Source organism: Cobetia sp. MB87, assembly GCF_011319755.1.
Classification (GTDB): Bacteria; Pseudomonadota; Gammaproteobacteria; order Pseudomonadales; family Halomonadaceae; genus Cobetia.
The window spans coordinates 382,339-404,133 of sequence record NZ_VFBC01000007.1; the positions used below are offsets into that span (position 1 = coordinate 382,339).

The window sequence follows — 21,795 nt, forward strand, 5'->3', positions numbered from 1 at the left end:
ATGACGCGACGCCTGTATGCCAATCGACTCGTCGGGCTTGTCGGCGGTGCCTTGCTGGCGCTGGTGCTGTTCTATGCGCTGGCCTTGCTGGTCGCGCCGCCGGTGAACGACACGCCGCCACCGGAGCCGCTGTCGGTCTCCACCGTGCAGGCACCTGAAGAGGCACCGCAGCCCGCACCGGCGGCGAGTGAAAGTCTGCCGACACCGCCTGCCGAGCCACCGCCGCCACCCAAGGCAGCCCCGATGCCGGCGCCCAAGGCGACAAGCCCGGTGGCGATTCCGGAGGTCAAGACGCCATTGCCGCCGACGCCAGAGCTGACCATGGATGACAGCCTGCCGCCGCTGGAAGTCGAGCGTCCGCCCAAACCGACCCCCAAGCCGAAACCGACGCCCAAACCGGCACCCAAGGCCAAGCCGGAACCCAAGGCGGTCGCCAGCCAGGCCGAGGCCGCTTCATCGGCGCAGTCGGCGTCTGACGCGTCATCACAGGCCGCGGCGAAGCCGTCAAAGCCCAAGGCAGCCCCGGCTGCGCAGGGTGGTTCACCGCGGCCCACCGTACGCACCGCTCCCGAATATCCGAGTCGCGCGCGTCGCCGTGGTATCGAGGGCTTCGTCGAGGTGGCCTTCGTGATTCGTCCGGATGGCAATGTCGATGGCGGCTCGCTGCGAGTGGTGCGTGCCGAGCCGTCGGGCGTGTTCGATCGGGCGGCGATGAAGGCGATCGCGCGCTGGGAATTCCCGGCCGCGGGTAATGCGCGTCAGGCGCGCCAGCGGCTCGAGTTCCAGTTGCGTTGAGGCAACCCATGACCCCATGGCGCGGACTTTCATCGGGTGTCTGATGTGTGTCATATGTCGTCATCTCCGAGGCCGTGGACTTATCGGCAATGCGCCGGGTCATGGCAGCGGATGAACGCAAGAGGAAAGACTCATGGTAGCGAAATCCACACCGCCGCAGGACGCCGACAGCGCTGAGCGATCGCGAGGCCTGATGGCCCGGGCGCGCCAGCTGCTGACACGCGGCGGGCGCCGACTCACCCGCGTGACACTGGTCTCGACCTGTCTGATGCTGATGATGGAAGTCGGTGGCATCAGTGCGGCCCATGCGGCGACGCGCGTCTCCGCCGAAGTGGCGGGGCAGTTGCGCACGCTGCAATCACGGCTGGATGAAGGCGATTATGACGAGGTCGGTGAGCGCGCCGAGCGTGAGGCCAAGCGCCAGCGCGGCGAGGTGCGCGCGCTGTATCTGTCATTGGCGGCCAGTGCCCGTGCACGCCAGGGCGATCAGGCCCAGGCGGCACGCTTGTATGCCGAGGCGCGTCGCCTGCCGGGCGTCAATGCCTCCCAGGCTCGCGAATGGCTGCGACGTGAAGCGATGCTGCGCCTGCGCGCCGGTGAGCGCGACAGCGGTATCGCTCGTCTGGCGGAGTATCTGCACGGTGGCTCGGCGAGTGCCGATGACCTGTGGCTGGCGGTCAGTCTGGAGGCCAATCGGGGTGACTGGGCGCGCGCCGAGGATTGGCTGGAGCGTGCCAGCAAGGCGAGTGCGCCGAGTGGCGATCGCTTGAAGCTGGCCGTCAGCGTCTATCAGCAGACCGGTCGCCATGGCGCGGCGGTGGCGCTGGTCGAGCAGGGGTTGGGCGAGTCACGTGACCCGCAGGACTGGCAGCGTGCCGTGGCGCTCTATCAGCGCCTCAACCAGAACACCCGCGCCGCCAGTACCTGGGAAGCGGCATGGGCGGCGGGGATCGTTAGCGGCAGTGATGCCTACCAGCAGCGGGTCGACCTGCAGTTGGCGGCCGGTGCGCCGGCGCGGGCGGCGGAGCTGATCGAGGCGGGGCTTTCGAAATCCGCGACGCCTGAGGGGCAGCCGCTGCTTGAAGACACCCCGGCGCTGCGTCGCCAGCTGGCGCAGGCCTGGACGGCGGCGCGCGATGTCGAGCACGCACTCAAGGCCTGGGCAGCCGTCTCGCAGCAGAGCCAGTCACTCGAGGATGCCCGGCAGTATGCCGAGCTTGCCTATGACTGGGGGCGCTGGGAAGCGGCGCAGCAGGCGCTGGCTGCGGCCGGTGAGCGTGGCGATGACTCGGCGCGTCATTGGCTGCTCTCCGGCGTGGTCGCCAGTCAGCTGGAGCAGTTCGACCCTGCGCGTGAAGCCTTCAAGAAGGCTCAGGCGCGTGGCGCTGAAGGGGCCGATGCTTGGCTGAAGTCCGTCGCCCAGCGCTGATGACATGAGACGCTGGCGATCCAGCGCTGTCTGAGCATTGCAACGCAAACGCCGCCTTTCCTGATCGTCCTGAGACGGGAAAGGCGGCGTTTGCGTGTCTGGCGCTGGCGTTGCTCAGCGTATCAGCCGATATCGGTCCACACCGGGGCGTGATCCGACGGCTTTTCCATGCCGCGCAGTGCGTAGTCGACACCGGAATCCTTGATCAGCGGGGTCAGGCCGGGGCTGGTCATGATCAGGTCGATGCGCAGGCCGCGCTTGGGCTCACGCTCGAAGCCGCGTGAGCGGTAGTCGAACCAGCTGAACTGGTCATCGACTTCCGGGTGCACGTGGCGGAAGCTGTCGGTCAGGCCCCAAGCGTAGAGGCGTTCCATCCACTCGCGCTCGATGGGCTGGAAGCTGGTCTTGCCTTCGCGCAGCCAGCGCTTGCGGTTGGGCTCGCCGATGCCGATGTCGCGGTCAGTGGCCGAGATGTTGTAGTCGCCCATCACCACCACGTGCTGCTCGGGCTGGTGGTCTTCTTCCAGCAGGCGGAGCAGCTGCTGATAGAAGCGCGTCTTGTAGGGGAACTTCACCGGGTGCTCGATATTCTCGCCCTGGGGGAAGTAGCCGTTGTAGACGATCAGCGGCTCGCCATTCGGGCCGTCGATCTCGACGCCGATCATGCGCTTCTGGGCATCCTCGTCGTCATCCGGCATGCCGTAGTGCACCTTCTTCGGCACCTGACGGGTCAGCATCGCGACGCCGTAGTGACCCTTCTGGCCGTGCCACACCACGTGATAGCCCAGCGCCTCGATGTGCGCGTGGGGGAATTCACTGTCCTGCACCTTGGTTTCCTGCAGACCAATGACTTCCGGCTGATGCGTCTCGATCAACGCTTCCAGCTGATGCGGACGCGCACGGATGCCGTTGATGTTGAAGGAAATCAGGCGCATCACGCTTCGCCTCCACCATCATCCTTGGAGGAGCTGTCTTCCTTTGCCGGCGCATCAGGGTGCAGCGGCAACAGCGGCGCCGCGTTCATGCGCTCCAGCTTGGCGGCCGCCTGGGACTTGCGCTGGTCCTTCTTCTTGGCCACGTAACGCGGCCCGGAATGCACCTGGTCCGGGTTCTCTGCGCGCCACTTCTTGAAGTCCTTGCGGCGGCCGGTACGAATCTGCACCTTGTCGGCGATGGAGCGGCTCTTCTTTCTACGTGTCATCTTCGGGCTTTCCTGTTCGGTGTCGGCAGTCGCCAGCCTTGAGTCGCACGGCAAGGCCGCGGCACGCGGGCAACCGCATCAGTTGTCGGGCATTCTACCAGCCTGCATGGGGCGGGTGCCATGAGGGGCGTCGTGGTGAGACGCATCGCGTGTCGTGCGCGCGAGGATGTCTTGCGCCAGGTGCGTCATGATGCAGGGGCGCGAAGACGCCGGCGGGCTGGTACAATATGACGGCGTTATCGTCGCTGCCCGCAGGTGAGGTGCGTGACTGGCCGCTTGAACCGGCGCCTTGCGTCTCATGCACGATGGCGAGTCGCCTGCCTTTCGGGGCACGCTTCCCCTCACGCATGTCAGCGACAACGGCTTGCCGGACGCGCCAGTCTTGCTGCCATTGCCCGTGCCAGCGACAAGCAATATGTGAGTGTTACCTGAATGACCCTGGCAGGTACGCCGCCCCGGTCCACGCAGTAAGACAGATAGACAGATAGACAGATGGGCGGCGGCGAACTGTCCCGTGGCGTGGCCAAGGTTGCCCGGCAGTCTGATGCCCGCCCGATGAAGAAGCCCTTTCGACCGACACGCAGTATCGGCCGTCCTTGTGGCGACCCATGAGCCCGTCCGTTGCGTGAGCCCGGCGATGACATGACCGGTGCCACGTGAGCAGACCCTCATGGCAGACGTCCGCTCCAGTCCCTTGCCGAACATTCGGGCAGGGGAGCGCTGGATGCGTGAATCCGTCAAGAACAGGTGAGAGCATTCGTGTCCTTCTGCACCCGAGGCCTGCGTGGCCTCGGAGACGCACACCCAGGGGGTGTCGCCGCAGAAGTGCAGGGAATGGCTCCCAATCCGGTAAAGGCGCATGCAGCCCGAGACTACCGCGCATCAGGCGCGAGTCAGGCGAACCAGGTGAGACGACTGGGCATGACGAACCAACCGGGTGTGGCCTGTCACGGCGAGATTCCGAGAACGACCCGCGCCTGTCGCATATGAACCCTTGAAAAGAACGGATTACATGAGCGAGACGGATCAGACCCAGCCAGCCGCTGAGCAGACTCAGCAAGAGCCGCAGGACCCGAACCAGAAGCCGAGAAAGCCCAAGCGTCGTCGTCGCAAGCCGCGTCGCTCCCAGTCCAAGTGGAACCTCGATCAATTCCCGGTCGCGCCGGTCGCCGGTCAGTGGCGCTTCCATGATTTCGATCTGCCGCTGCCGCTGATGCGTGCCATCCAGAAGGCCGGCTTTGAATACTGCACCCCGATCCAGGCCCAGACCTTCGAGAAGGCGCTGCTGGGTGGTGACGTGGTCGGTCGTGCCCAGACCGGCAGCGGCAAGACCGCCGCCTTCCTGATCGCCACCCTGGCCTACTTCCTGGAAGAGAAGGCGCCGGAAGGCCAGAAGCCGGGCGCACCGCGTGCCGTCATCATCGCGCCGACCCGTGAGCTTGCGCTGCAGATCGAGAAGGACGCCAAGGCGTTCTCCGAATTCGCGCGCATCTCGGTGGCCTGCGTGGTGGGTGGCATGGACTACCAGAAGCAGCGTGAGCGCCTCGAGCGCAAGGTCGACCTGCTGGTCGCCACGCCAGGCCGCCTGCTTGATTTCCATACCAAGCGCGATGTCGACCTCTCCGAGACCGAGGTGCTGGTGGTCGACGAAGCGGACCGCATGCTGTCGATGGGCTTCATTCCCGACGTCAAGCGCATCATCCGCGCCACGCCGCGTCCCGAAGAGCGCCAGACGCTGCTGTTCTCCGCCGAGCTGTCTTCCGACGTGCTGGGGCTGGCCGAGCAGTGGACGCATGAGGCGACTCAGGTCGCGGTCGAGCACGAAGCGACGGCAGCCATCGCGGCGTACAACGACGCCGTGCAGACCTACACCGTGAGCGATGATGACAAGTTGCGTCTGTTGATCAATCTGGTGAAGCAGGGCGAGATGGAACGCTCCGTGGTCTTCGGCAACAGCCGTGGGCTGGTGCGCAAGATCAACGCCGCGCTCAAGGAAGCCGGTATCGAGTCGGCGGTGATGTCCGGCGCCGAGACCCAGACCGAGCGCCTGGAAGCCCATGAGGCCTTCCGCAACGGCAAACTCAAGGTGCTGGTGGTCAGTGATGTCGCCGGACGTGGCTTCGCACTCGAAGACGCGACCCATGCGATCAACTTCACGCTGCCGGAAGTGCCGGAAGACTACGTTCACCGTGCAAGCTTCAGCGATGTGGCCTTGATCAGCTTCGTCGGTGAGGAGGATGTCTTCTCGCTGCCGGAAATCGAAGACTACCTGCAGGAAACGCTGCCGCGTCAGCAGCCGCCCCAGGGCCTGCTGTAACGCCTGCTTGCCTCCGGCCGGTCACAGAAAGGTGGCCGATCGAGCTGGGCAGTCGAGGTAGATGGCAGTAGCACGCAAAGACGGCGGACAGCTCAGGCTGTTCGCCGTCTTGCGCTCCATGACCCGCAGGTTTGACGACATGTGAGCTGATGTCACGCGAGCTGACGGCAGGTGATCTGGTGACAAGCAGCCAGCCGCCAGTTGTTGTCGACCGGATGTCGTGGGTCAGGGGTGGTTGGCCAGTTGAGGAGAGAGACACGCAATGCTGGAAGATAGCCTCAAGGGCGAGATTCAGGGCGCCTATCGCAAGTTGCTCGAGGGTCTTGAGCTGACGCCGCGCTACGGGCAGCGGCTGATGATCGCCGAGATCGCGCGCACCCTGGGCAACATCGAGCAGAATCCGGAAGGCTATCGCCTCGGCAACGAGCATGTCTGCGTGCTGGAGGCCGGTACCGGTACCGGCAAGACGCTGGCCTATCTGCTCTCTGCGCTGCCGGTGGCCAAGGCGCGTGGCAAGCGGCTGGTGGTCTCGACCGCGACCATCGCGCTGCAGGAGCAGGTCATGCATCAGGACCTGCCGGCGCTCAAGAAGCATTCGGGTCTGAGCTTCGACTATGCGTTGGCCAAGGGCCGTCGCCGTTACCTGTGCGTGCAGAAGCTCGATCAGGCGCTGGAAGGTGTCGAGGACAACCCGACCATGGCGCTGTTCGAGCGCGACATGATCGCCAGCGACGGCGGCGGCTTCGTGGAGCTGGCCGGCAAGATGGCCGAGGACTATGCCAGCGGCGAGTGGGCAGGGGATCGCGACAGCTGGCCACTGCAGATCGAGGACCGCGACTGGGCGCGTCTGACCACCGACCATCGTCAATGCACCAATCGCCGCTGCAGCCACTTCTCGGCCTGCGCCTTCTTCCGGGCCCGTCGTCAGCTGGAGCAGGCCGACATCATCGTCGCCAACCATGACCTGGTGCTGGCGGACCTCTCACTGGGCGGCGGGCTGGTACTGCCATCGCCCAGTGACTGCATCTACGTCTTCGACGAGGCACACCATCTGCCCGACAAGGCGCTGGATCACTTCCATCACCGTACGCCGATCAATCAGACGCTGCGCTGGCTGGGCAACCTCAAGAAGTCGCTCACCGAGCTAAATGCGGCGCTGGGCAGTCAGCCGACCATCGGGCGCCTGCTGGCGCGTATGCCCGAGTTGCTGGCGGATATCGAGCCGCGTCTGGGTGAGGTGTTCGGGCTGGGGCATCAGCTGGCGGATCTGCCCAATGGGGCCGGCGAGGACGTCACCAATCATCGCTTCGAGCGCGGTCAGGCACCGGAGGCGCTGAAGGAGCTGGGCCACAATCTGCTCAAGGGCTTCGCGGAGCTGTCGCGGGCGCTGGAGCAGATCGCCGACATCCTGCGTGAGAGCCTGGACCCGGAGAAGGCCACCGGCCTGCCCAAGGAGAATGCCGAGGACTGGCTGCCGCTGGTGGCCCTGCTGCACGGGCGTGCGCTGGAAGCCCATGCGCTGTGGGAGGCCATCGGCCTGAGCGACCCTGCCGATGGGCCGCCGCATGCGCGCTGGCTGACCTTCGAGCGCTTCAATGGCGAGCCGGAAATGACCGTGTCGGCAAGCCCGGTGTCGGCCGCGGAAACGCTGGCGCGCCACCTGTGGGGCGCCTGTTTCGGCGCAGTGCTGACGTCCGCGACCCTGACGGCGCTCAATCGCTTCGAGCGCCTGCAGGAGCGCGCGGGCCTGGCCAATCGCTATCGCTATCAGCGTCTGCCCAGTCCATTCGATTATGGCAAGGCGGTGCTGGCCATCCCGCGCGAGGCGGTGGAGCCGTCGCCACCTGGCCCGCATGAGCAGGCGATCGTCGACTTCGTCAATGCGCTGGATGTGCGCGAGGCGGTACTGGTGCTGTTCAGTTCACGCAAGCAGCTGGCGGCGGTCAACAAGGCGCTGGATGGTGAGACGCGCAAGCGGGTGCTGGCGCAGAGTCGTCTGCCCAAGCATGAGCTGCTCAGTCAGCATCGCAAGGCGGTGGATGGCGGGCGCGGCAGCATCATCTTCGGGCTGGCGAGCTTCGCCGAGGGCATCGACTTGCCCGGCAAGTATTTGACCCACGTGGTGATCACGCGGCTGCCGTTCGCGGTGCCGGATGATCCCGTCGGTGCGACGCTGGCGGAGTGGATCGAGTCGCGGGGCGGCAATCCCTTCATGCGTATCGCGGTGCCGGATGTCTCGATCAAGCTGGTGCAGGCCTGTGGGCGCCTGATCCGCAAGGAAGCCGATGAAGGGCGTATCACGATTCTGGATCGACGCATCCTGACCAAGCGTTACGGTCAGCAGTTGATCGAGGCACTGCCGCCCTTCGTGCGCGAGATCGATGGCGTGCGCCAGAACTGATGGGCCAGCAGTGATGGGCCAGAACTGATGGAGCAGGGCTGGACGGTCAGAGCTGGCCCATCAGCTGTCGACCCGGCGGCCACAAAAAAGCCCCGCCAATCGGCGGGGCTTTTTCATTCATTCAATGCTGCCGGTCTGAAATCAGTGGCCTCAGGCTTCTGGCTCAGGCTTCGGCGGGCTGCTCGAGGCGGGCGCGCAGGGCGTCCTTGAGCTTGGCGTCCATGGTCTTGAAGGTGTCTTCGGTGGTCGCCCAGTCGATGCAGGCGTCGGTGATGGAGACGCCGTATTCCATCTTGCTGCGGTCGGCATTGATCTTCTGCGCGCCCCAGTTGATATGCGACTCGACCATCAGACCCATGATGGAGCGATTGCCCTCGAGGATCTGCTGGGTGACGTTTTCCAGCACCAGCGGCTGCAGGCCCGGGTCCTTGTTGGAGTTGGCATGGGAGCAGTCGACCATCAGGTTGGCGGTGACGCCGGCCTTGGCCAGTTCCTGCTCGGCCAGCGCGACGCTGACGCTGTCGTAGTTCGGCTTGCCGTTGCCGCCACGCAGCACGACGTGACCGTAGGCGTTGCCGCGGGTGCGGATGATCGCGACCTGACCGGCCTGGTTGATGCCCAGGAAGTTGTGGCCGTGGGACACGGACTGCAGGGCGTTGACGGCGACATCCAGCGAGCCATCGGTGCCGTTCTTGAAGCCGACCGGGCACGACAGGCCAGAGGCCATCTCGCGGTGGGTCTGGGATTCGGTGGTGCGTGCGCCGATGGCGGACCAGCTGATGCAGTCCTGCAGGTACTGCGGGGAGATCGGGTCGAGGGCTTCGGTGGCCAGCGGCAGGCCCATCTCGGCCAGTTCGACCAGCAGGCCGCGCGCGATGTGCAGGCCTTCCTCGATCTCGAAGGTGTCATTGAGGTGCGGGTCGTTGATCAGGCCTTTCCAACCGACGGTGGTACGCGGCTTCTCGAAGTAGACGCGCATCACGATGTAGAGGCTGTCCTTCACTTCCTCGGCCAGCACCTTCAGGCGGCGCGCGTAGTCACGGGCGGCGTCCAGGTCATGGATGGAGCAGGGGCCGACCACGACCAGCAGGCGCGGGTCTTCACCGTCCAGAATGCGCTGGATGGTGCGACGGCCTTCGATGACGGTCTCTTCGGCCTTGGCGGTCAGCGGGATGTCCTGCTTGAGCGCTTCGGGGGTGATCAGCACGTCCTGTGACAGGACGTTGAGGTTGTTGACGTGTTGTTCTGACATGACAGTGTCCTGAGCGGTGTGCGGTCTGCATGGCTGCTAGCAGAGTCAGACGGGCGTCTTCGCGCCCGCCATCCGTGTTGTGCGTACTGAATGACGTCCATGGTATCTGCTGCATGCCAGCTTGTCAGCGCCCTTGGGTCAAATTTAATCAACTGTCAAGCTGGCTGGCGCTGACTTGGGGCTCGTGTGAATCAAGATGAGCGTAAATCGTAAAGAAATCGTTACGCTTTGACGTGTCAGCGTCGCCAAACGCTGTCATGACGGGAGTGAACACGCAAAACCTGAGGCTTTGACGGCATGGCGTCTTGCCGTACAAATGATAAACAGGAACACTGTGCGTTGATTTTGGTCGCGTCAGCGGGCCGCCGGGCGCTTTTTCGCCCCGCGCCAGGCATCGCATCCATCACAACGAATATCAAAGGGGCCGGATAACGCATGCGCGAGTCGCAATTCCTGTCAGGTGCTGATGCCCCGGGGATTCCTGATGTGGAGTCCGCAAGCGGTGCCTCCACTCCCGCGGAGGGAGCGAGTGAATGAGTGTCAATGAAACGGACCAGCAGTTGGTCGAGCGCGCCCAGAAAGGGGATAACCGCGCCTTCGATCTGCTGGTCAGGAAATATCAGCACAAGATTCTCGGCCTGATCAGCCGTTACGTACACGATCATTCAGAAGTGCAGGATGTCGCCCAGGAAGCCTTCATCAAGGCCTATCGTGCGTTGCCCAACTTCCGGGCCGAGAGTGCCTTCTATACCTGGATGTACCGGATCGCCATCAATACGGCCAAGAATCATCTGGTCTCGCGGGGTCGTCGTCCGCCGGGCACCGACATGGATATCGGCGATGCCGAGGTGGTCGATCAATCCGGTCGCCTGTCGGACATCGAGACGCCGGAAGCCGCCATGGCGCGTGATGAGCTGGAGAAGGTGGTCTTCGAGGCCATCGAGAAGCTGCCCGAAGACCTGCGCACCGCCATCACGCTGCGCGAATTCGATGGCCTGTCCTATGAGGATATCGCCGAGGTGATGCAGTGCCCGGTGGGCACGGTGCGTTCGCGTATCTTCCGGGCACGTGAAGCGGTCGACAAGGCGATCCAGGGGCTGGTCAGTCCCGCCGCGGCGGTGTCTGCCGTCGAGTGACGTCGCTGTTCTGCGTCGCCCCTGTGAGAGAAGAGCCACAAAAATTTTGTTGGTTAAATTCAATCAACTCAGTGGCTTGGCGAAATCTTGCAGCTAAAGTGAATGTTTTCTGAACGAATGGCGGAACAATCCGTGCGGCGCGTGTTCTTACTGTTCAGTAGTCATGTAGCTCAGCGACTGCGTGCATGAGCGCTGGAAAGTTGAGTGGTGAGGGGCAGGGCACGAAGGCCCCTCTTCCACGGCGCAGTAACGCTGTTTGCCGTTGGCCCGCCCAGGCCATCAGCCGCCATGGTGAATGACGCCATTTGTTGCCAGGAGTGCAGATTGAAGCCGTCGTTCAATCTGACGAGTGTGAGGGTATTTACGCATGAATCTGAAGACCACCGAATCCGTGAAGGAGTCGCTGTCCGCGCTGATGGATGCGGAGGGAGACGAGCTGGATCTGCGTCGTGTCCTCAAGGGACTCGATGAGTCTCCTGAGGCTGCAGACACCTGGCGCCGCTATCACCTGGCGCGCAGTGCCATGCATCGTGAGCGTGAAAGCACCTTCACTCTGGATATCGCGTCGGCGGTCAGCGCTGAGGTCGAGCTGATCTCCCGTGAGGCTCCCGCGAGCGCACCGCCCGTAGCCGAGCGCCGCAGCCTGTTCTCTTTTGCCGGTTCCGCCGCCATCGCGGCAGGCGTCGCGGTGATGGTGATCACCGGCGTGCAGGTCTTCAATGGCGGTGACAATGGGGTGCCCGGCGGCGTGAACAGCGGTGCAGAGCTTGCCAGTGGCTCTTCCGTCAACCAGGGTGGTTCCGCCATCCAGGGCGGCACCGTGCGTCAGGTCAGCCAGCCGTCGGTGAACGCCGAGGCGTCTCAGTGGGTACAGCCCGGCGCCAACAACGGCTTGATGCAGGTCGGCGTGACGCCCTCCAGCTCGCGTCCGATGTTCATGGCGCCGCAGAGTGGCAGCTACGATTCCGGCATGTCGTCCAGCAATGTCGCCGCGGCGGATCTCGCGCAGCGTCGTCTGCTCGAGGCCTACCTGAGCCAGCATTCCTCGCGCGGCCCGGTGCCGGAGCGCAGCGAGTGGATCAGCCTGCAGGATGTTGCCCAGTAACATTCGCGGGATGACTGACTTGCGTGACCTCGCTGCCTAGGCAGATGAAAGCGGCATGGATGAACGTAAAAAAGAGGGGCGGCCATTGGCCGCCCCTCTTTTTTACGTTCATTTTCACGTTCAATTTTTTCGTTCGATTTTTCAGGTTCAGGCTTTGCGCCCGCCTATCCTGCTCGCCTCCGGCCAACGCCGTCACTTGGCGGTGTGGCCACGCTCGGCCTCAGTCATGCAGATAGCGATCTGCCGTCTGGATGTAGAGTGCCTCGACCTTGGCGCGCGCCCAGGGCGTGCGGCGCAGAAACTTGAGGCTCGAGTTGATGCTCGGGTCGCTGAGGAAGCAGTTGATGGGAATCAGCTCGCCCAGGGTCTCGAAGCCGTAGTGGTCCACCAGCCAGGTCATCAGTGCCTTCAGGGTGACGCCGTGCAGCGGGTCCAGGCGGGAAGTGGATGGGGGTGCGTCACTCATGCGGGCTCCTGTTGATGGTATCGTGGGCGCTTGTCGGGCCTGAGGCGCGTGAAGTGCCGCCGTGAATGACGCTATTCTACGCGTATGTGTCGCCAGTGCGCGGCGAGTTTTTGCAGGAGTCAGCAAGATGATGCAGGAAGAGGGGCAGGTCACGGGGCATGGCAAGGAAGGCGTCTGGGTCGAGACCCAGCGTCGCTCCACCTGTGGTGCCTGCAATGCGCGCAGTAGCTGTGGCAGCGGCCTGTTGAGCCAGTTTTCGCGTCGCAAGCCGCATCGCGTGCTGATCCATGTGCCGGCAGGCGAAGACTTGCCGATGGTGGGCGAGCGGGTGGTGATCGGCATCGATGAGTCGGCGTTTCTGCGCAGTGCGGGCCTGCTGTATGGCCTGCCGCTGGTCAGCGGCATGCTGGGGGGGATCGTGGCCGAGCAGCTGGCGGGCGCTGGCACCCTGGCGGTGCCGTTGGGCTTCGCGCTCTCGTTGGCGGCGGGCCTGATGGTCGTGCGCTGGCATGCCGCGCGCCCTGAGCGGCAGGCACTCTACCGGCCGCGCTTGATGCGTCGTCTCGGCATGGATGCGATGGCAATCAAGGCGCTGTAGTCGGCTTGCTCAAGTGATGACGTGCTCAAGTGATAGCGGTAGTCGACTCTCTCGGCAAATCGGGGGAGTGACTTGTATTGCCGACAGGTGGCGACGTCAGTCTGCATCGGGCTGGCATCGGCACCTGTCGGATGTTGGCGACGCATGGTTGCGTCCAACGCGGCACCAATCGCTGAACTTCAACGACGCTTCGACGTCAATGAGAAGGACGCCGCCAGCGATGTGACGCTGCCATCGTCAGTAGTTGCGTGATTGCACGCCTGATAACAAGTGATGACAGGACGTACCAGGAGCCGCACTGATGAAATCCCTTTCCCGCCTGATGGTACCTGCCTTGGCCATGGCTGCCCTGATGGGCTCCCAGCTGGTCCAGGCTCGTGAATTGCCCGACTTCACCCAGCTGGTCAAGGACTCGGCACCCGCGGTGGTCAATATCGCGACCACCACCGAGATCCAGCGCAGCTCGGGGCCGGTGTTCCGGGGGCCCAATGGCGAAGAGATGCCCGAATTCTTCAAGCGCTTCTTCGGTGATCAACTGCCTGGCCCGGGCCGCGGGGGTATCGAGAAGCGCTCCAGCCTCGGGTCTGGCTTCATCATCTCCGATGATGGCTACATCATGACCAATGCCCATGTCATCGACGGTGCCGATGAGGTGATGGTGCGCCTCAACGACCGTCGCGAACTCAAGGCGCAGGTGGTCGGCGAGGACAAGAAGACCGATATCGCGCTGCTCAAGGTCAAGGCGGAAGATCTGCCGACCTTGCCGATGGGCGACAGTGACGCGCTGGAAGTCGGTGAATGGGTGGCCGCGATCGGCTCACCGTTCGGCTTCGATCATTCCGTCACCGCCGGTATCGTCAGCGCCATCGATCGCACCTTGCCGTCGGACGCCTATGTGCCGTTCATCCAGACCGATGTGGCGATCAATCCGGGCAACTCCGGTGGGCCGCTGTTTGACCTCGATGGCGATGTAGTGGGCATCAATTCCCAGATCTATACCCGCTCCGGCGGCTTCATGGGCGTGAGCTTCGCGATCCCGATCAATGTCGCGATGGATGTCGCCGACAAGCTCAAGACCGATGGGCGCGTGGACCGCGGCTGGCTGGGCGTCGTCATCCAGCCGGTATCCAAGGACCTGGCCGAATCCTTCGGCCTGGACCGCGCGCGCGGTGCGCTGATCGCCGATCTTGATCCGGATGGCCCGGCCGCCGCCGCTGGCCTCAAGAGTGGTGACATCATCACTGCCGTGGATGGCAAGGCGGTCGAGAGCTCGACTTACCTGCCGCGCATGGTCGGTGCCAGCTCGCCGGGCGATTCGCTCAAGCTCTCCATCCTGCGCGATGGCAAGAGCCAGACGTTGACTGCCAAGGTCGGCCATTGGCCGGGCAGTGAGCAGGCGCATGCCGCCAAGGCCACTGATGACAAGCAGGGGCTGGGCGTTGCGGTGGCAGAGCTCGACAAGGCCAGCTTGAACGAGCTCAATCTGGATCATGGGGTGCGCGTGATGGAAGTCGACCCGCAGGGCGTGGCCGCCGAGGCGGGCATCAGCACTGGCGACGTGCTGGTCGAGCTCAATCAGCAGCCGTTGACCAGCGTGCAGGCGCTGCGCGATGTGGTCGCCGAGCTGCCGACCAATCGTCCGGTCTCGCTGCGCCTGGTGCGCAATGGTCGCCCGCTGTATATCGCACTGCGCATGCGTGCCGACAGCGACGAGTGATCCAGTCAGCACCTGGGGCTAGTGACGAAAACGTGAGCGCCAAGAGTGTAGGCAACAGAAGGTGACCGCCACCGGCACGATGGCGGTTACTCCGGCAGCAGACGGGGCGCACGGGCGACTGTGCGCCCCGTCTGCTGCCGGGCGGCCCTGCGGCTCACCCGAGTTCAGGTGGGCTGTGACAGGGCCCGGACGGGCGCAAAAGGCAACGCCTTCTATCATCGCTTGTGGTCGGACTGTACAATGCGTGCAATTCGATTTCCGTCGTCTCCCGTGTTGGCCGTGTGATTTCACGGAGGCGGGCACAAATACAGAGCAGTGATCCATGACCGAACGCGTAACGCCGCCGTCCTTGAAGCATATCCGCAACTTCTCAATCATCGCCCACATCGACCACGGCAAGTCCACGCTGGCTGACCGCATCATCCAGCTGTGCGAAGGCTTGAGCGATCGTGAGCTCAAGGAGCAGGTGCTTGACTCGATGGACATCGAGCGCGAGCGCGGTATCACCATCAAGGCCCAGTCGGTGACCCTCGACTACCACGCCGATGATGGCAATACCTATCAGCTGAACTTCATCGATACCCCGGGGCACGTCGACTTCTCGTATGAAGTCTCGCGCTCGCTGTATGCCTGTGAAGGAGCGCTGCTGGTGGTGGATGCCGGCCAGGGTGTCGAAGCCCAGTCAGTGGCCAACTGCTATACCGCCATCGAGCAGGGCCTCGAGGTGCTGCCGGTCCTCAACAAGATGGATCTGCCGCAGGCGGACCCTGAGAAGGTCTCCCAGGAGATCGAGGAGATCATCGGTCTGGACGCGACGGATGCCTGTCAGGTGTCGGCCAAGTCCGGCATGGGCATGGAAGCGCTGCTCGAGCGTCTGGTGCGTGACATTCCGCCGCCCAAGGGCGATCCGGAGGCACCGCTGCAGGCGCTGATCATCGATTCCTGGTTCGACAACTACCTCGGCGTCGTCTCGCTGGTGCGTATCTTCGACGGCACCCTGAAGAAGGGTGAGAAGATCCGCCTGAAGTCCACCGGCCGCGACTGGGAGACCGGCGCGATCGGTATCTTCACGCCCAAGCGCAAGGAAACCGGCGTGCTGCGCGCCGGTGAGGTGGGCTTCATCGTCGCCGGCATCAAGGACATCATGGGCGCGCCGGTGGGTGACACCATCGTGCACACCAAGACGGCCGACAAGGTCGAGCGTCTGCCGGGCTTCCAGAAGGTCAAGCCGCAGGTCTACGCCGGCATGTTCCCGATCAGCTCCGATGACTACGAGGACTTCCGTGACGCCCTGCAGAAACTGGCGCTCAACGATGCCTCGCTGGATTACGAGCCGGAGAACTCCGATGCACTGGGCTTCGGCTTCCGCGTCGGCTTCCTCGGCACCCTGCACATGGAGATCATCCAGGAGCGTCTGGAGCGCGAGTACAATCTCGACCTGCTGACGACCGCGCCGACGGTGATCTATGAGGTGCTGATGGACAACGGCGATGTGCTGCCGGTGTCCAACCCGTCCAAGCTTCCGGACATGGCCAACGTCGATGAGCTGCGCGAGCCGATCTGCCGCGCTACCATCCTCGTGCCGCAGGAATATGTCGGCAACGTCATCACCGAATGCGTCAACCGTCGTGGTGTCCAGCTCGACATGCAGTTCCTGGGCAGCCAGATCCAGCTGATCTATGAACTGCCGATGGCGGAAGTGGTGATGGACTTCTTCGATCGCCTCAAGTCCATCTCCAAGGGCTATGCCTCGCTGGATTACAGCTTCGAGCGCTTCGAGGCCGCCAAGCTGGTACGTCTGGACGTGCTGATCAACGGCGATCGCGTCGATGCACTGGCGGCGATCATCCACCGTGATCACGCACATGGCCGCGGCCGTCTGCTGGTCGAGAAGATGAAAGAGCTGATTCCGCGTCAGATGTTCGATGTGGCGATCCAGGCGGCCGTCGGTGGCCAGGTCGTGGCACGCTCCACCGTCAAGGCGCTGCGCAAGAACGTGACCGCCAAATGTTACGGCGGCGACGTCAGCCGCAAGAAGAAGCTGCTCGAGAAGCAGAAAGCGGGCAAGAAGCGCATGAAGCAGGTCGGCCGGGTGGAAATTCCCCAGGACGCCTTCCTTGCCGTGCTCAAGATGAACGACTGAGGCAGGCCGCCGACTGGCGGCTTGCCACCAAGACCCAGGGCAGACAGGGACAACGATGGATTTCTCGCTAGTATTGGTGATTGCCGTAGCGGTAGCCGGCGTGGTGTGGTTGATAGACCTGGTTGCCCTGCGCAGTGCGCGCAAGGCGCGTGTGGCCAAGGCCGAGGCCTCCGTTGAAGGAGAACTGGACGCTGGCACGCGTGAGAAGCTGGCGCGTGACCCGTGGCCGGTGGACTATGCCAAGTCCTTCTTCCCGGTACTGCTGCTGGTGCTGGTGGTACGCTCCTTCGCGTTCGAGCCGTTCCAGATTCCGTCCGGCTCGATGCTGCCGACGCTCAAGATCGGCGACTTCATCCTGGTCAACAAGTATGACTATGGCCTGCGCCTGCCGGTGGTCGACATCAAGGTGCTGGAAGTCGGCGAGCCGGAGCGTGGCGATGTAATGGTGTTCCGTTTCCCGGAGGATCCGTCCACCAACTTCATCAAGCGCGTCGTCGGCCTGCCGGGCGATACCATTCGCTATGAAGGCAAGCAGCTTTACGTGAATGGTGAGGCCATCGACAAGACATTGAATGCGCGCAACTCCAGTGAACAGTCCGGTGAAGACCTGCTGGATGAGACACTGGGGAAACACGCGCATCAAATCTACAATAATCCTCAGGACCCCGGCCCGCAGATGCGCGAGATCCGGGTGCCGGAAGGCATGTACTTCGTGATGGGTGACAATCGTGATCACTCCAACGACAGCCGCTACTGGGGCTTCGTGCCGGAAGAGAACATCGTCGGCAAGGCGGTGGCGGTGTGGATGCACTGGAAAGAAGGGTTCCCGGACTTTTCCTCGGTACGCCTGATTCATTGATCAGTGCATTGACCGGGCCGCCGAGAGGCGGCCCGGTCGTGTCTGGCAGGGCCACATTGGCCCGCCGGCCTTATCAGTGCGGATTTTCGACATGGGACGATGCGTCGTGCCTGCCATGTCAACCTGCTGTTCATCATGTCGGACCCGTGGCCACAAGCTTGCGGGCAGCGCGGCTGACGAATATCGGATTGGGATGGTGGCAATCGGCAACTCCTCAAGCCGCGTAGGCTTCGGGCATCGCGAGACATGTCGAAGACGACAGGCATCAGCCAGCATGACTGATGCACCATTCGACAGGACGCCCGCGGGCGTCAGCGACAAAAAGAGAGTAGGGAGACCTGTGAGTAGCCCGCTGAATGCCTTTGTAAAGCGTATCGGCCACACCTTCGAGGATGCGAGCCTGCTGGAACTGGCTCTGACCCATCGAAGCTATGGTGGCCAGAACAATGAGCGTCTCGAATTCCTTGGCGATTCCATCGTCAATTTCGTGATCGCCGAAGCGCTGTTCCTGCGCTTCCCCCAGGCCCGTGAAGGCCAGCTGTCACGCCTGCGTGCGCGCCTGGTCAAGGGCCAGACCCTTGCGGAGCTGGCGCGTGAATTCAATCTCGGCGAGAACCTGCGTCTGGGCTCCGGCGAGATGAAAAGCGGCGGTCACCGTCGCGAGTCCATTCTGGCCGATGCCGTGGAAGCCGTGATCGGCGCCATCTATCTGGACGCCGGCATGCAGGTGGCGCGTGAACACGTGCTGCGCTGGTACGCCACCCGTCTTGAAGCGCTGAATCTTCAGGACACCCAGAAAGACCCCAAGACGCGTCTGCAGGAATTCCTGCAATCGCGTCAGGCGGCACTGCCGCGTTATGAGGTGACCAGCGTCGAAGGCGAAGCGCATTCGCAGACCTTCAGCGTCGATTGCCACGTCGAGATGATCGACACCAAGACCACAGGCGTCGGCTCCAGCCGTCGTCATGCTGAACAGCAGGCGGCCGAGTTCGCGCTGCAACTGCTCGAACCTGCCCGCGGAGGCCGCTCATGAGCCATACCCCAGAAGACAACGTCACCCCGAGCGGCGACGCCTCTGATCACTCCACTGATAACGGCGCCGGCACCCCGGATGCCCTCGAGGGCATGCTGGCCGCCGCCGGTGTCAGCGATCAGCCGCTGCCGGACACCCGCTGTGGCTTCGTCGCCATCGTCGGTCGCCCGAATGTCGGCAAGTCGACGCTGATGAACCACATCCTGGGCCAGAAGGTCTCGATCACCTCGCGTCGTCCGCAGACCACGCGTCACCAAGTGATGGGTATCCATACCGAAGAGGGCACCCAGTGCGTCTTCGTCGATACCCCGGGGATCCACATCATGCAGCGCGATCGCAACAAGGCGATCAATCGCTTCATGAACCAGGCCGCCACCCAGGCGCTGCGTGACGTCGATGCCGTCGTCTTCATCGTCGACCGCACCCGCTGGATGGAAGAAGACCAGATCGTGCTCGAGAAGCTGGCCCACGTGAAGGCGCCGGTGATTCTGGTGGTCAACAAGATCGATTGGCTCAAGGACAAGACCACCCTCGCGCCCTGGCTGCAGAGCCTGCAGGAGCGTCGTGACTTCGCGGCCATCATTCCGATGTCGGCCAAGAACGGCACCAACATCGATCTGCTGCTCGAGAACGTGATGAAGCGTCTGCCGCAGGGCGAGCACATGTTCGCGGACGACCAGATCACCAACAAGAGCTCTCGCTTCCTGGCCTCCGAGCTGGTGCGCGAGAAGGTGATGCGTCAGCTGGGCGACGAACTGCCCTACCAGATGACCGTCGAGATCGAGGAATTCAAGACCGATCAGCGCGGCACCCTGCACATCAGCGCGCTGATGATGGTCGAGCGCCAGGGCCAGAAGAAGATCCTGATCGGCGAGAACGGTGAGCGCATTAAGAACATCGGTCGCGAAGCGCGTCTCGAGATGGAGCGTGCCTTCGACGCCAAGGTCATGCTGAACCTGTGGGTCAAGGTCAAGCGTGGCTGGTCGGATGACGAGCGTGCCCTGAAGAGTCTGGGTTACACCCACGACAAGGACTGACGACGTCGCACGAGCGGTGCAGGGCGGTGGCGATCCGAGAGGGTCGCACCTGCCGTGTGCCGCCCGTCGCTGATCCGATGTTCTCGCGGCCTCTGCCGCGCACCGCCTGGCCTTGCCCAGGCGGTCTCGTTTCTTGCCAGTCCCTCTGCCAGTCCTTCTGCCAGCTTTTTTTGCCAAGCCACCGTCTGACGTGAGCCTGCCTGATGACGCCGCAACCGGCCTTCCTGCTGCATCGCAAGCCCTACCGTGAAACCAGTGCCATCATCGAATTGCTGACCCTCGAACACGGACGGGTGCGCGCGGTGGCGCGTGGCGTTCAGCGCCCGGGCAGCAAGGCGCGTGCCCGACTGCAGCCGTTCACGCCCTTGCATGTCACCTGGCGAGGCGAGAGCGATCTCAAGACGCTCAACCTGATGGAGACCGGCGGCAGTGCCAGTCTGCTGGCGGGCGAGGGGCTGCTGTGCGGGTTCTACGCCAATGAGCTTTTGACCCGCACGCTGCCGGTGGAAATGCCGGTGCCGGAGCTGTTCGCGCTCTACTCGCTGACATTGGATGAGGTGGCACTGCCCGCCAGACGCGCGCCCGCGCTCAGGCGACTCGAATACAGTCTGCTGGAAGCGCTGGAGCAACTGCCGCAGTTTCGCGCCCTGGATGACAGCCCGCTGATGCCGGATGTGCGCTATGACTATGTGGTCAGTGAGCGACGCTTTCAGGCACAGCCGCCAGGCGCGGCGGGCATCGAAGGGCGGGCCCTGAAGTTGCTGGCCAGCGAAGACTGGGGCCATGCTGGGCTTGCCCGCGAGAGCCTGTGGCTGGCGCGGCGTGCGCTGGCGCCGCTGCTGGGGGAGCGCCCGCTGCGCTCGCGCGAGTTGATGATGCAGCTGACGGCCAGGCGGCGTCAGAGTCGTCAGTCCGACTGACGTCATCAGGCGTGGCGACACTGTCCGGCTGCGGCGTGACGCATGATAGTATTGCGCGACCTGTCTTCGGCATGGCCCTCGTCGCCATGCCTGTTCTCTTGTTCATCGTTAGGAGCTGACCATGCATCCGCTGCGCATCCTGCTCGGGGTCAACATCGACCACATCGCCACACTGCGTCAGGCGCGTGGTACCCGCTATCCGGACCCGGTCCAGGCCGCGCTGGTCGCGGAAGAGGCGGGTGCCGACGGTATCACCGTGCACCTGCGTGAAGACCGTCGCCACATCCAGGAGCGCGACGTGCGCATTCTGGCCGAGGTGCTCAACACGCGCATGAATCTCGAGATGGCCGTCAGCGAAGAGATGCTGGCGCTGGCCGAGGAAGTCCAGCCGGCCAACGTGTGTCTGGTGCCGGAAAAGCGCGAAGAGCTGACCACCGAAGGCGGGCTGGATGTCGCCGGTGATCTGGCGCGCATCACCGCCGCCTGCGAGCGTCTGGCGGCGGCGGGCTGTGAAGTCTCGCTGTTCATCGACCCGGAGCCTGCGCAGATCCGTGCCGCCTTCGAGGCCGGTGCGCCGGTCATCGAGTTGCATACCGGTGCCTATGCCGATGCCACGGGCGAGACGGCGCGTGTCGAGTTCGAGCGCATCGCGGCCGCCGCGGAACTGGCCAACGAGCTGGGGCTGGTGGTCAATGCCGGTCACGGCCTCAACTACCACAACGTCGAGGCGATCGCGGGTATCTCCGGGCTCAACGAGCTGAACATCGGTCACGCGATCATCGCGCGCGCCATGTTCGTCGGCCTGAAGGAGGCCGTCATCGAGATGAAGCGTCTGTGTATCGCAGGCCAGGAAGCGGGCCTGATGGCCGCGCTGGATGCGCACGATCATGACCATGACCACGAACACGGTGATGACCATGAGCATGTGCAGGGCTCAGGCTGCTGCGGATGATCGTCGGCATAGGCACGGACATCGCGCGTATCGAGCGCTTCGAGGCCGGCATGGCGCGCCATGGCGAGCGCTTTGCGCGCCGACTGCTGGGGGAAGAGGAGCTGGCGCGCTTTGTCGATCACCCTCAGCCGGCGGCCTTTCTGGCCAAGCGTTTCGCGGCCAAGGAAGCCTTCGTCAAGGCGCTGGGCACCGGCCTGCGTCAGGGCATGCGCTTCACCCAGATTCAGGTGGTCAACGACGCCCTGGGCAAGCCCTCGCTCAAGCTGTCTGACGAGGCGGAAGCCCTGACCGCGCGGGCGGGTATCCGCCATCTGCACCTGTCGATCAGTGATGAGCGTGATCAGGCCATCGCCTTCGTGGTGCTGGAGCGTTAGCCTCCCTCGATCTGGCGCTGGATCGCGTCTCTGAACACGGCGCTCGAAAGACAACGCCAC

At 63.8% G+C, this 21,795-nt stretch carries 19 protein-coding genes; 15 read left to right on the forward strand and 4 right to left on the reverse strand.

Translation table 11 applies throughout. The annotated features are described in order from the left end of the window. Positions 1-795, forward strand: coding sequence for an energy transducer TonB (locus tag CDPAHKCJ_RS07735; RefSeq protein WP_166019296.1), 795 nt, complete (start codon positions 1-3; stop codon positions 793-795). Positions 796-928: 133 nt separating this feature from the next. Continuing rightward, the gene (locus CDPAHKCJ_RS07740) at positions 929-2,224 is read left to right on the forward strand and encodes a hypothetical protein (RefSeq protein ID WP_166019297.1); all 1,296 of its coding nucleotides are present in this window, start codon (positions 929-931) and stop codon (positions 2,222-2,224) included. 122 nt (positions 2,225-2,346) lie between these two features. On the opposite strand, the gene xthA is transcribed toward CDPAHKCJ_RS07740, so the two are convergent. Further along, positions 2,347-3,159, reverse strand: a complete 813-nt coding sequence (xthA, locus tag CDPAHKCJ_RS07745; RefSeq protein WP_166019298.1) for an exodeoxyribonuclease III — start codon at positions 3,157-3,159, stop codon at positions 2,347-2,349. Next, positions 3,159-3,425, reverse strand: a complete 267-nt coding sequence (locus CDPAHKCJ_RS07750; protein ID WP_043331879.1) for a hypothetical protein — start codon at positions 3,423-3,425, stop codon at positions 3,159-3,161. The genes xthA and CDPAHKCJ_RS07750 overlap by 1 nt, the downstream gene beginning before the upstream one ends. A gap of 1,012 nt (positions 3,426-4,437) precedes the next feature. Between CDPAHKCJ_RS07750 and CDPAHKCJ_RS07755 the strand changes: the two genes are divergently transcribed. Continuing rightward, positions 4,438-5,742 carry a DEAD/DEAH box helicase gene (locus CDPAHKCJ_RS07755; RefSeq protein WP_166019299.1) on the forward strand — a complete coding sequence of 435 codons (1,305 nt, stop codon included), beginning with the start codon at positions 4,438-4,440 and terminating at the stop codon, positions 5,740-5,742. A gap of 262 nt (positions 5,743-6,004) precedes the next feature. After that, positions 6,005-8,143 carry an ATP-dependent DNA helicase DinG gene (dinG, locus tag CDPAHKCJ_RS07760; RefSeq protein WP_166019300.1) on the forward strand — a complete coding sequence of 713 codons (2,139 nt, stop codon included), beginning with the start codon at positions 6,005-6,007 and terminating at the stop codon, positions 8,141-8,143. Between the two features lie 163 nt (positions 8,144-8,306). Here the strand turns inward: dinG and CDPAHKCJ_RS07765 are convergent, their stop codons facing one another. Beyond that, positions 8,307-9,395: a 3-deoxy-7-phosphoheptulonate synthase gene (locus tag CDPAHKCJ_RS07765; RefSeq protein ID WP_043331875.1), complete on the reverse strand. Its 1,089-nt coding sequence runs from the start codon at positions 9,393-9,395 to the stop codon at positions 8,307-8,309. Between the two features lie 533 nt (positions 9,396-9,928). Here CDPAHKCJ_RS07765 and rpoE point away from each other — a divergent pair. After that, positions 9,929-10,531, forward strand: coding sequence for an RNA polymerase sigma factor RpoE (gene rpoE / locus CDPAHKCJ_RS07770; RefSeq protein ID WP_043331873.1), 603 nt, complete (start codon positions 9,929-9,931; stop codon positions 10,529-10,531). Between the two features lie 367 nt (positions 10,532-10,898). Then, on the forward strand, positions 10,899-11,636 hold the full coding sequence (locus CDPAHKCJ_RS07775) for a sigma-E factor negative regulatory protein (RefSeq protein ID WP_166019301.1): 738 nt from the start codon (positions 10,899-10,901) through the stop codon (positions 11,634-11,636). 220 nt (positions 11,637-11,856) lie between these two features. On the opposite strand, the gene CDPAHKCJ_RS07780 is transcribed toward CDPAHKCJ_RS07775, so the two are convergent. Beyond that, on the reverse strand, positions 11,857-12,102 hold the full coding sequence (locus CDPAHKCJ_RS07780) for a VF530 family protein (RefSeq protein ID WP_166019302.1): 246 nt from the start codon (positions 12,100-12,102) through the stop codon (positions 11,857-11,859). A 127-nt stretch (positions 12,103-12,229) separates the two neighbouring features. Here CDPAHKCJ_RS07780 and CDPAHKCJ_RS07785 point away from each other — a divergent pair, with 127 nt between their 5' ends. The 9 genes from CDPAHKCJ_RS07785 (at position 12,230) to acpS (ending at position 21,735) form a co-directional block, all read left to right on the forward strand. Continuing rightward, the gene (locus CDPAHKCJ_RS07785; RefSeq protein WP_054554989.1) at positions 12,230-12,700 is read left to right on the forward strand and encodes a SoxR reducing system RseC family protein; all 471 of its coding nucleotides are present in this window, start codon (positions 12,230-12,232) and stop codon (positions 12,698-12,700) included. A gap of 301 nt (positions 12,701-13,001) precedes the next feature. After that, positions 13,002-14,417, forward strand: coding sequence for a DegQ family serine endoprotease (locus CDPAHKCJ_RS07790; protein ID WP_166019303.1), 1,416 nt, complete (start codon positions 13,002-13,004; stop codon positions 14,415-14,417). Between the two features lie 322 nt (positions 14,418-14,739). Then, complete coding sequence (lepA, locus tag CDPAHKCJ_RS07795; protein WP_043331869.1) at positions 14,740-16,560, forward strand: translation elongation factor 4; 1,821 nt, start codon at positions 14,740-14,742, stop codon at positions 16,558-16,560. 55 nt (positions 16,561-16,615) lie between these two features. Then, positions 16,616-17,419: a signal peptidase I gene (lepB, locus tag CDPAHKCJ_RS07800; RefSeq protein WP_166019304.1), complete on the forward strand. Its 804-nt coding sequence runs from the start codon at positions 16,616-16,618 to the stop codon at positions 17,417-17,419. Between the two features lie 340 nt (positions 17,420-17,759). After that, the gene (gene rnc / locus CDPAHKCJ_RS07805) at positions 17,760-18,452 is read left to right on the forward strand and encodes a ribonuclease III (protein WP_043331866.1); all 693 of its coding nucleotides are present in this window, start codon (positions 17,760-17,762) and stop codon (positions 18,450-18,452) included. Positions 18,453-18,544: 92 nt separating this feature from the next. Then, positions 18,545-19,489 (forward strand): GTPase Era, encoded by a 945-nt coding sequence (gene era, locus CDPAHKCJ_RS07810; RefSeq protein WP_052384345.1) that lies wholly within the window; start codon positions 18,545-18,547, stop codon positions 19,487-19,489. A gap of 203 nt (positions 19,490-19,692) precedes the next feature. After that, positions 19,693-20,409: a DNA repair protein RecO gene (gene recO / locus CDPAHKCJ_RS07815; RefSeq protein WP_043331865.1), complete on the forward strand. Its 717-nt coding sequence runs from the start codon at positions 19,693-19,695 to the stop codon at positions 20,407-20,409. A 121-nt stretch (positions 20,410-20,530) separates the two neighbouring features. After that, positions 20,531-21,361 (forward strand): pyridoxine 5'-phosphate synthase, encoded by an 831-nt coding sequence (gene pdxJ / locus CDPAHKCJ_RS07820; protein WP_166019305.1) that lies wholly within the window; start codon positions 20,531-20,533, stop codon positions 21,359-21,361. Then, on the forward strand, positions 21,358-21,735 hold the full coding sequence (acpS, locus tag CDPAHKCJ_RS07825) for a holo-ACP synthase (protein ID WP_166019306.1): 378 nt from the start codon (positions 21,358-21,360) through the stop codon (positions 21,733-21,735). Before pdxJ ends, acpS begins: the two co-directional genes overlap by 4 nt. Positions 21,736-21,795 lie beyond the last annotated feature (60 nt).

What these genes read in the sequence shown, in the direction of transcription:
- CDPAHKCJ_RS07735 (WP_166019296.1), top strand. Translation starts at nt 1, where the DNA reads ATGACGCGACGCCTGTATGCCAATCGACTCGTCGGGCTTGTCGGCGGT.
- CDPAHKCJ_RS07740 (WP_166019297.1), top strand. Translation starts at nt 929, where the DNA reads ATGGTAGCGAAATCCACACCGCCGCAGGACGCCGACAGCGCTGAGCGA.
- xthA (WP_166019298.1), bottom strand. Translation starts at nt 3,159, where the DNA reads ATGCGCCTGATTTCCTTCAACATCAACGGCATCCGTGCGCGTCCGCAT.
- CDPAHKCJ_RS07750 (WP_043331879.1), bottom strand. Translation starts at nt 3,425, where the DNA reads ATGACACGTAGAAAGAAGAGCCGCTCCATCGCCGACAAGGTGCAGATT.
- CDPAHKCJ_RS07755 (WP_166019299.1), top strand. Translation starts at nt 4,438, where the DNA reads ATGAGCGAGACGGATCAGACCCAGCCAGCCGCTGAGCAGACTCAGCAA.
- dinG (WP_166019300.1), top strand. Translation starts at nt 6,005, where the DNA reads ATGCTGGAAGATAGCCTCAAGGGCGAGATTCAGGGCGCCTATCGCAAG.
- CDPAHKCJ_RS07765 (WP_043331875.1), bottom strand. Translation starts at nt 9,395, where the DNA reads ATGTCAGAACAACACGTCAACAACCTCAACGTCCTGTCACAGGACGTG.
- rpoE (WP_043331873.1), top strand. Translation starts at nt 9,929, where the DNA reads ATGAGTGTCAATGAAACGGACCAGCAGTTGGTCGAGCGCGCCCAGAAA.
- CDPAHKCJ_RS07775 (WP_166019301.1), top strand. Translation starts at nt 10,899, where the DNA reads ATGAATCTGAAGACCACCGAATCCGTGAAGGAGTCGCTGTCCGCGCTG.
- CDPAHKCJ_RS07780 (WP_166019302.1), bottom strand. Translation starts at nt 12,102, where the DNA reads ATGAGTGACGCACCCCCATCCACTTCCCGCCTGGACCCGCTGCACGGC.
- CDPAHKCJ_RS07785 (WP_054554989.1), top strand. Translation starts at nt 12,230, where the DNA reads ATGATGCAGGAAGAGGGGCAGGTCACGGGGCATGGCAAGGAAGGCGTC.
- CDPAHKCJ_RS07790 (WP_166019303.1), top strand. Translation starts at nt 13,002, where the DNA reads ATGAAATCCCTTTCCCGCCTGATGGTACCTGCCTTGGCCATGGCTGCC.
- lepA (WP_043331869.1), top strand. Translation starts at nt 14,740, where the DNA reads ATGACCGAACGCGTAACGCCGCCGTCCTTGAAGCATATCCGCAACTTC.
- lepB (WP_166019304.1), top strand. Translation starts at nt 16,616, where the DNA reads ATGGATTTCTCGCTAGTATTGGTGATTGCCGTAGCGGTAGCCGGCGTG.
- era (WP_052384345.1), top strand. Translation starts at nt 18,545, where the DNA reads ATGCTGGCCGCCGCCGGTGTCAGCGATCAGCCGCTGCCGGACACCCGC.
- recO (WP_043331865.1), top strand. Translation starts at nt 19,693, where the DNA reads ATGACGCCGCAACCGGCCTTCCTGCTGCATCGCAAGCCCTACCGTGAA.
- pdxJ (WP_166019305.1), top strand. Translation starts at nt 20,531, where the DNA reads ATGCATCCGCTGCGCATCCTGCTCGGGGTCAACATCGACCACATCGCC.
- acpS (WP_166019306.1), top strand. Translation starts at nt 21,358, where the DNA reads ATGATCGTCGGCATAGGCACGGACATCGCGCGTATCGAGCGCTTCGAG.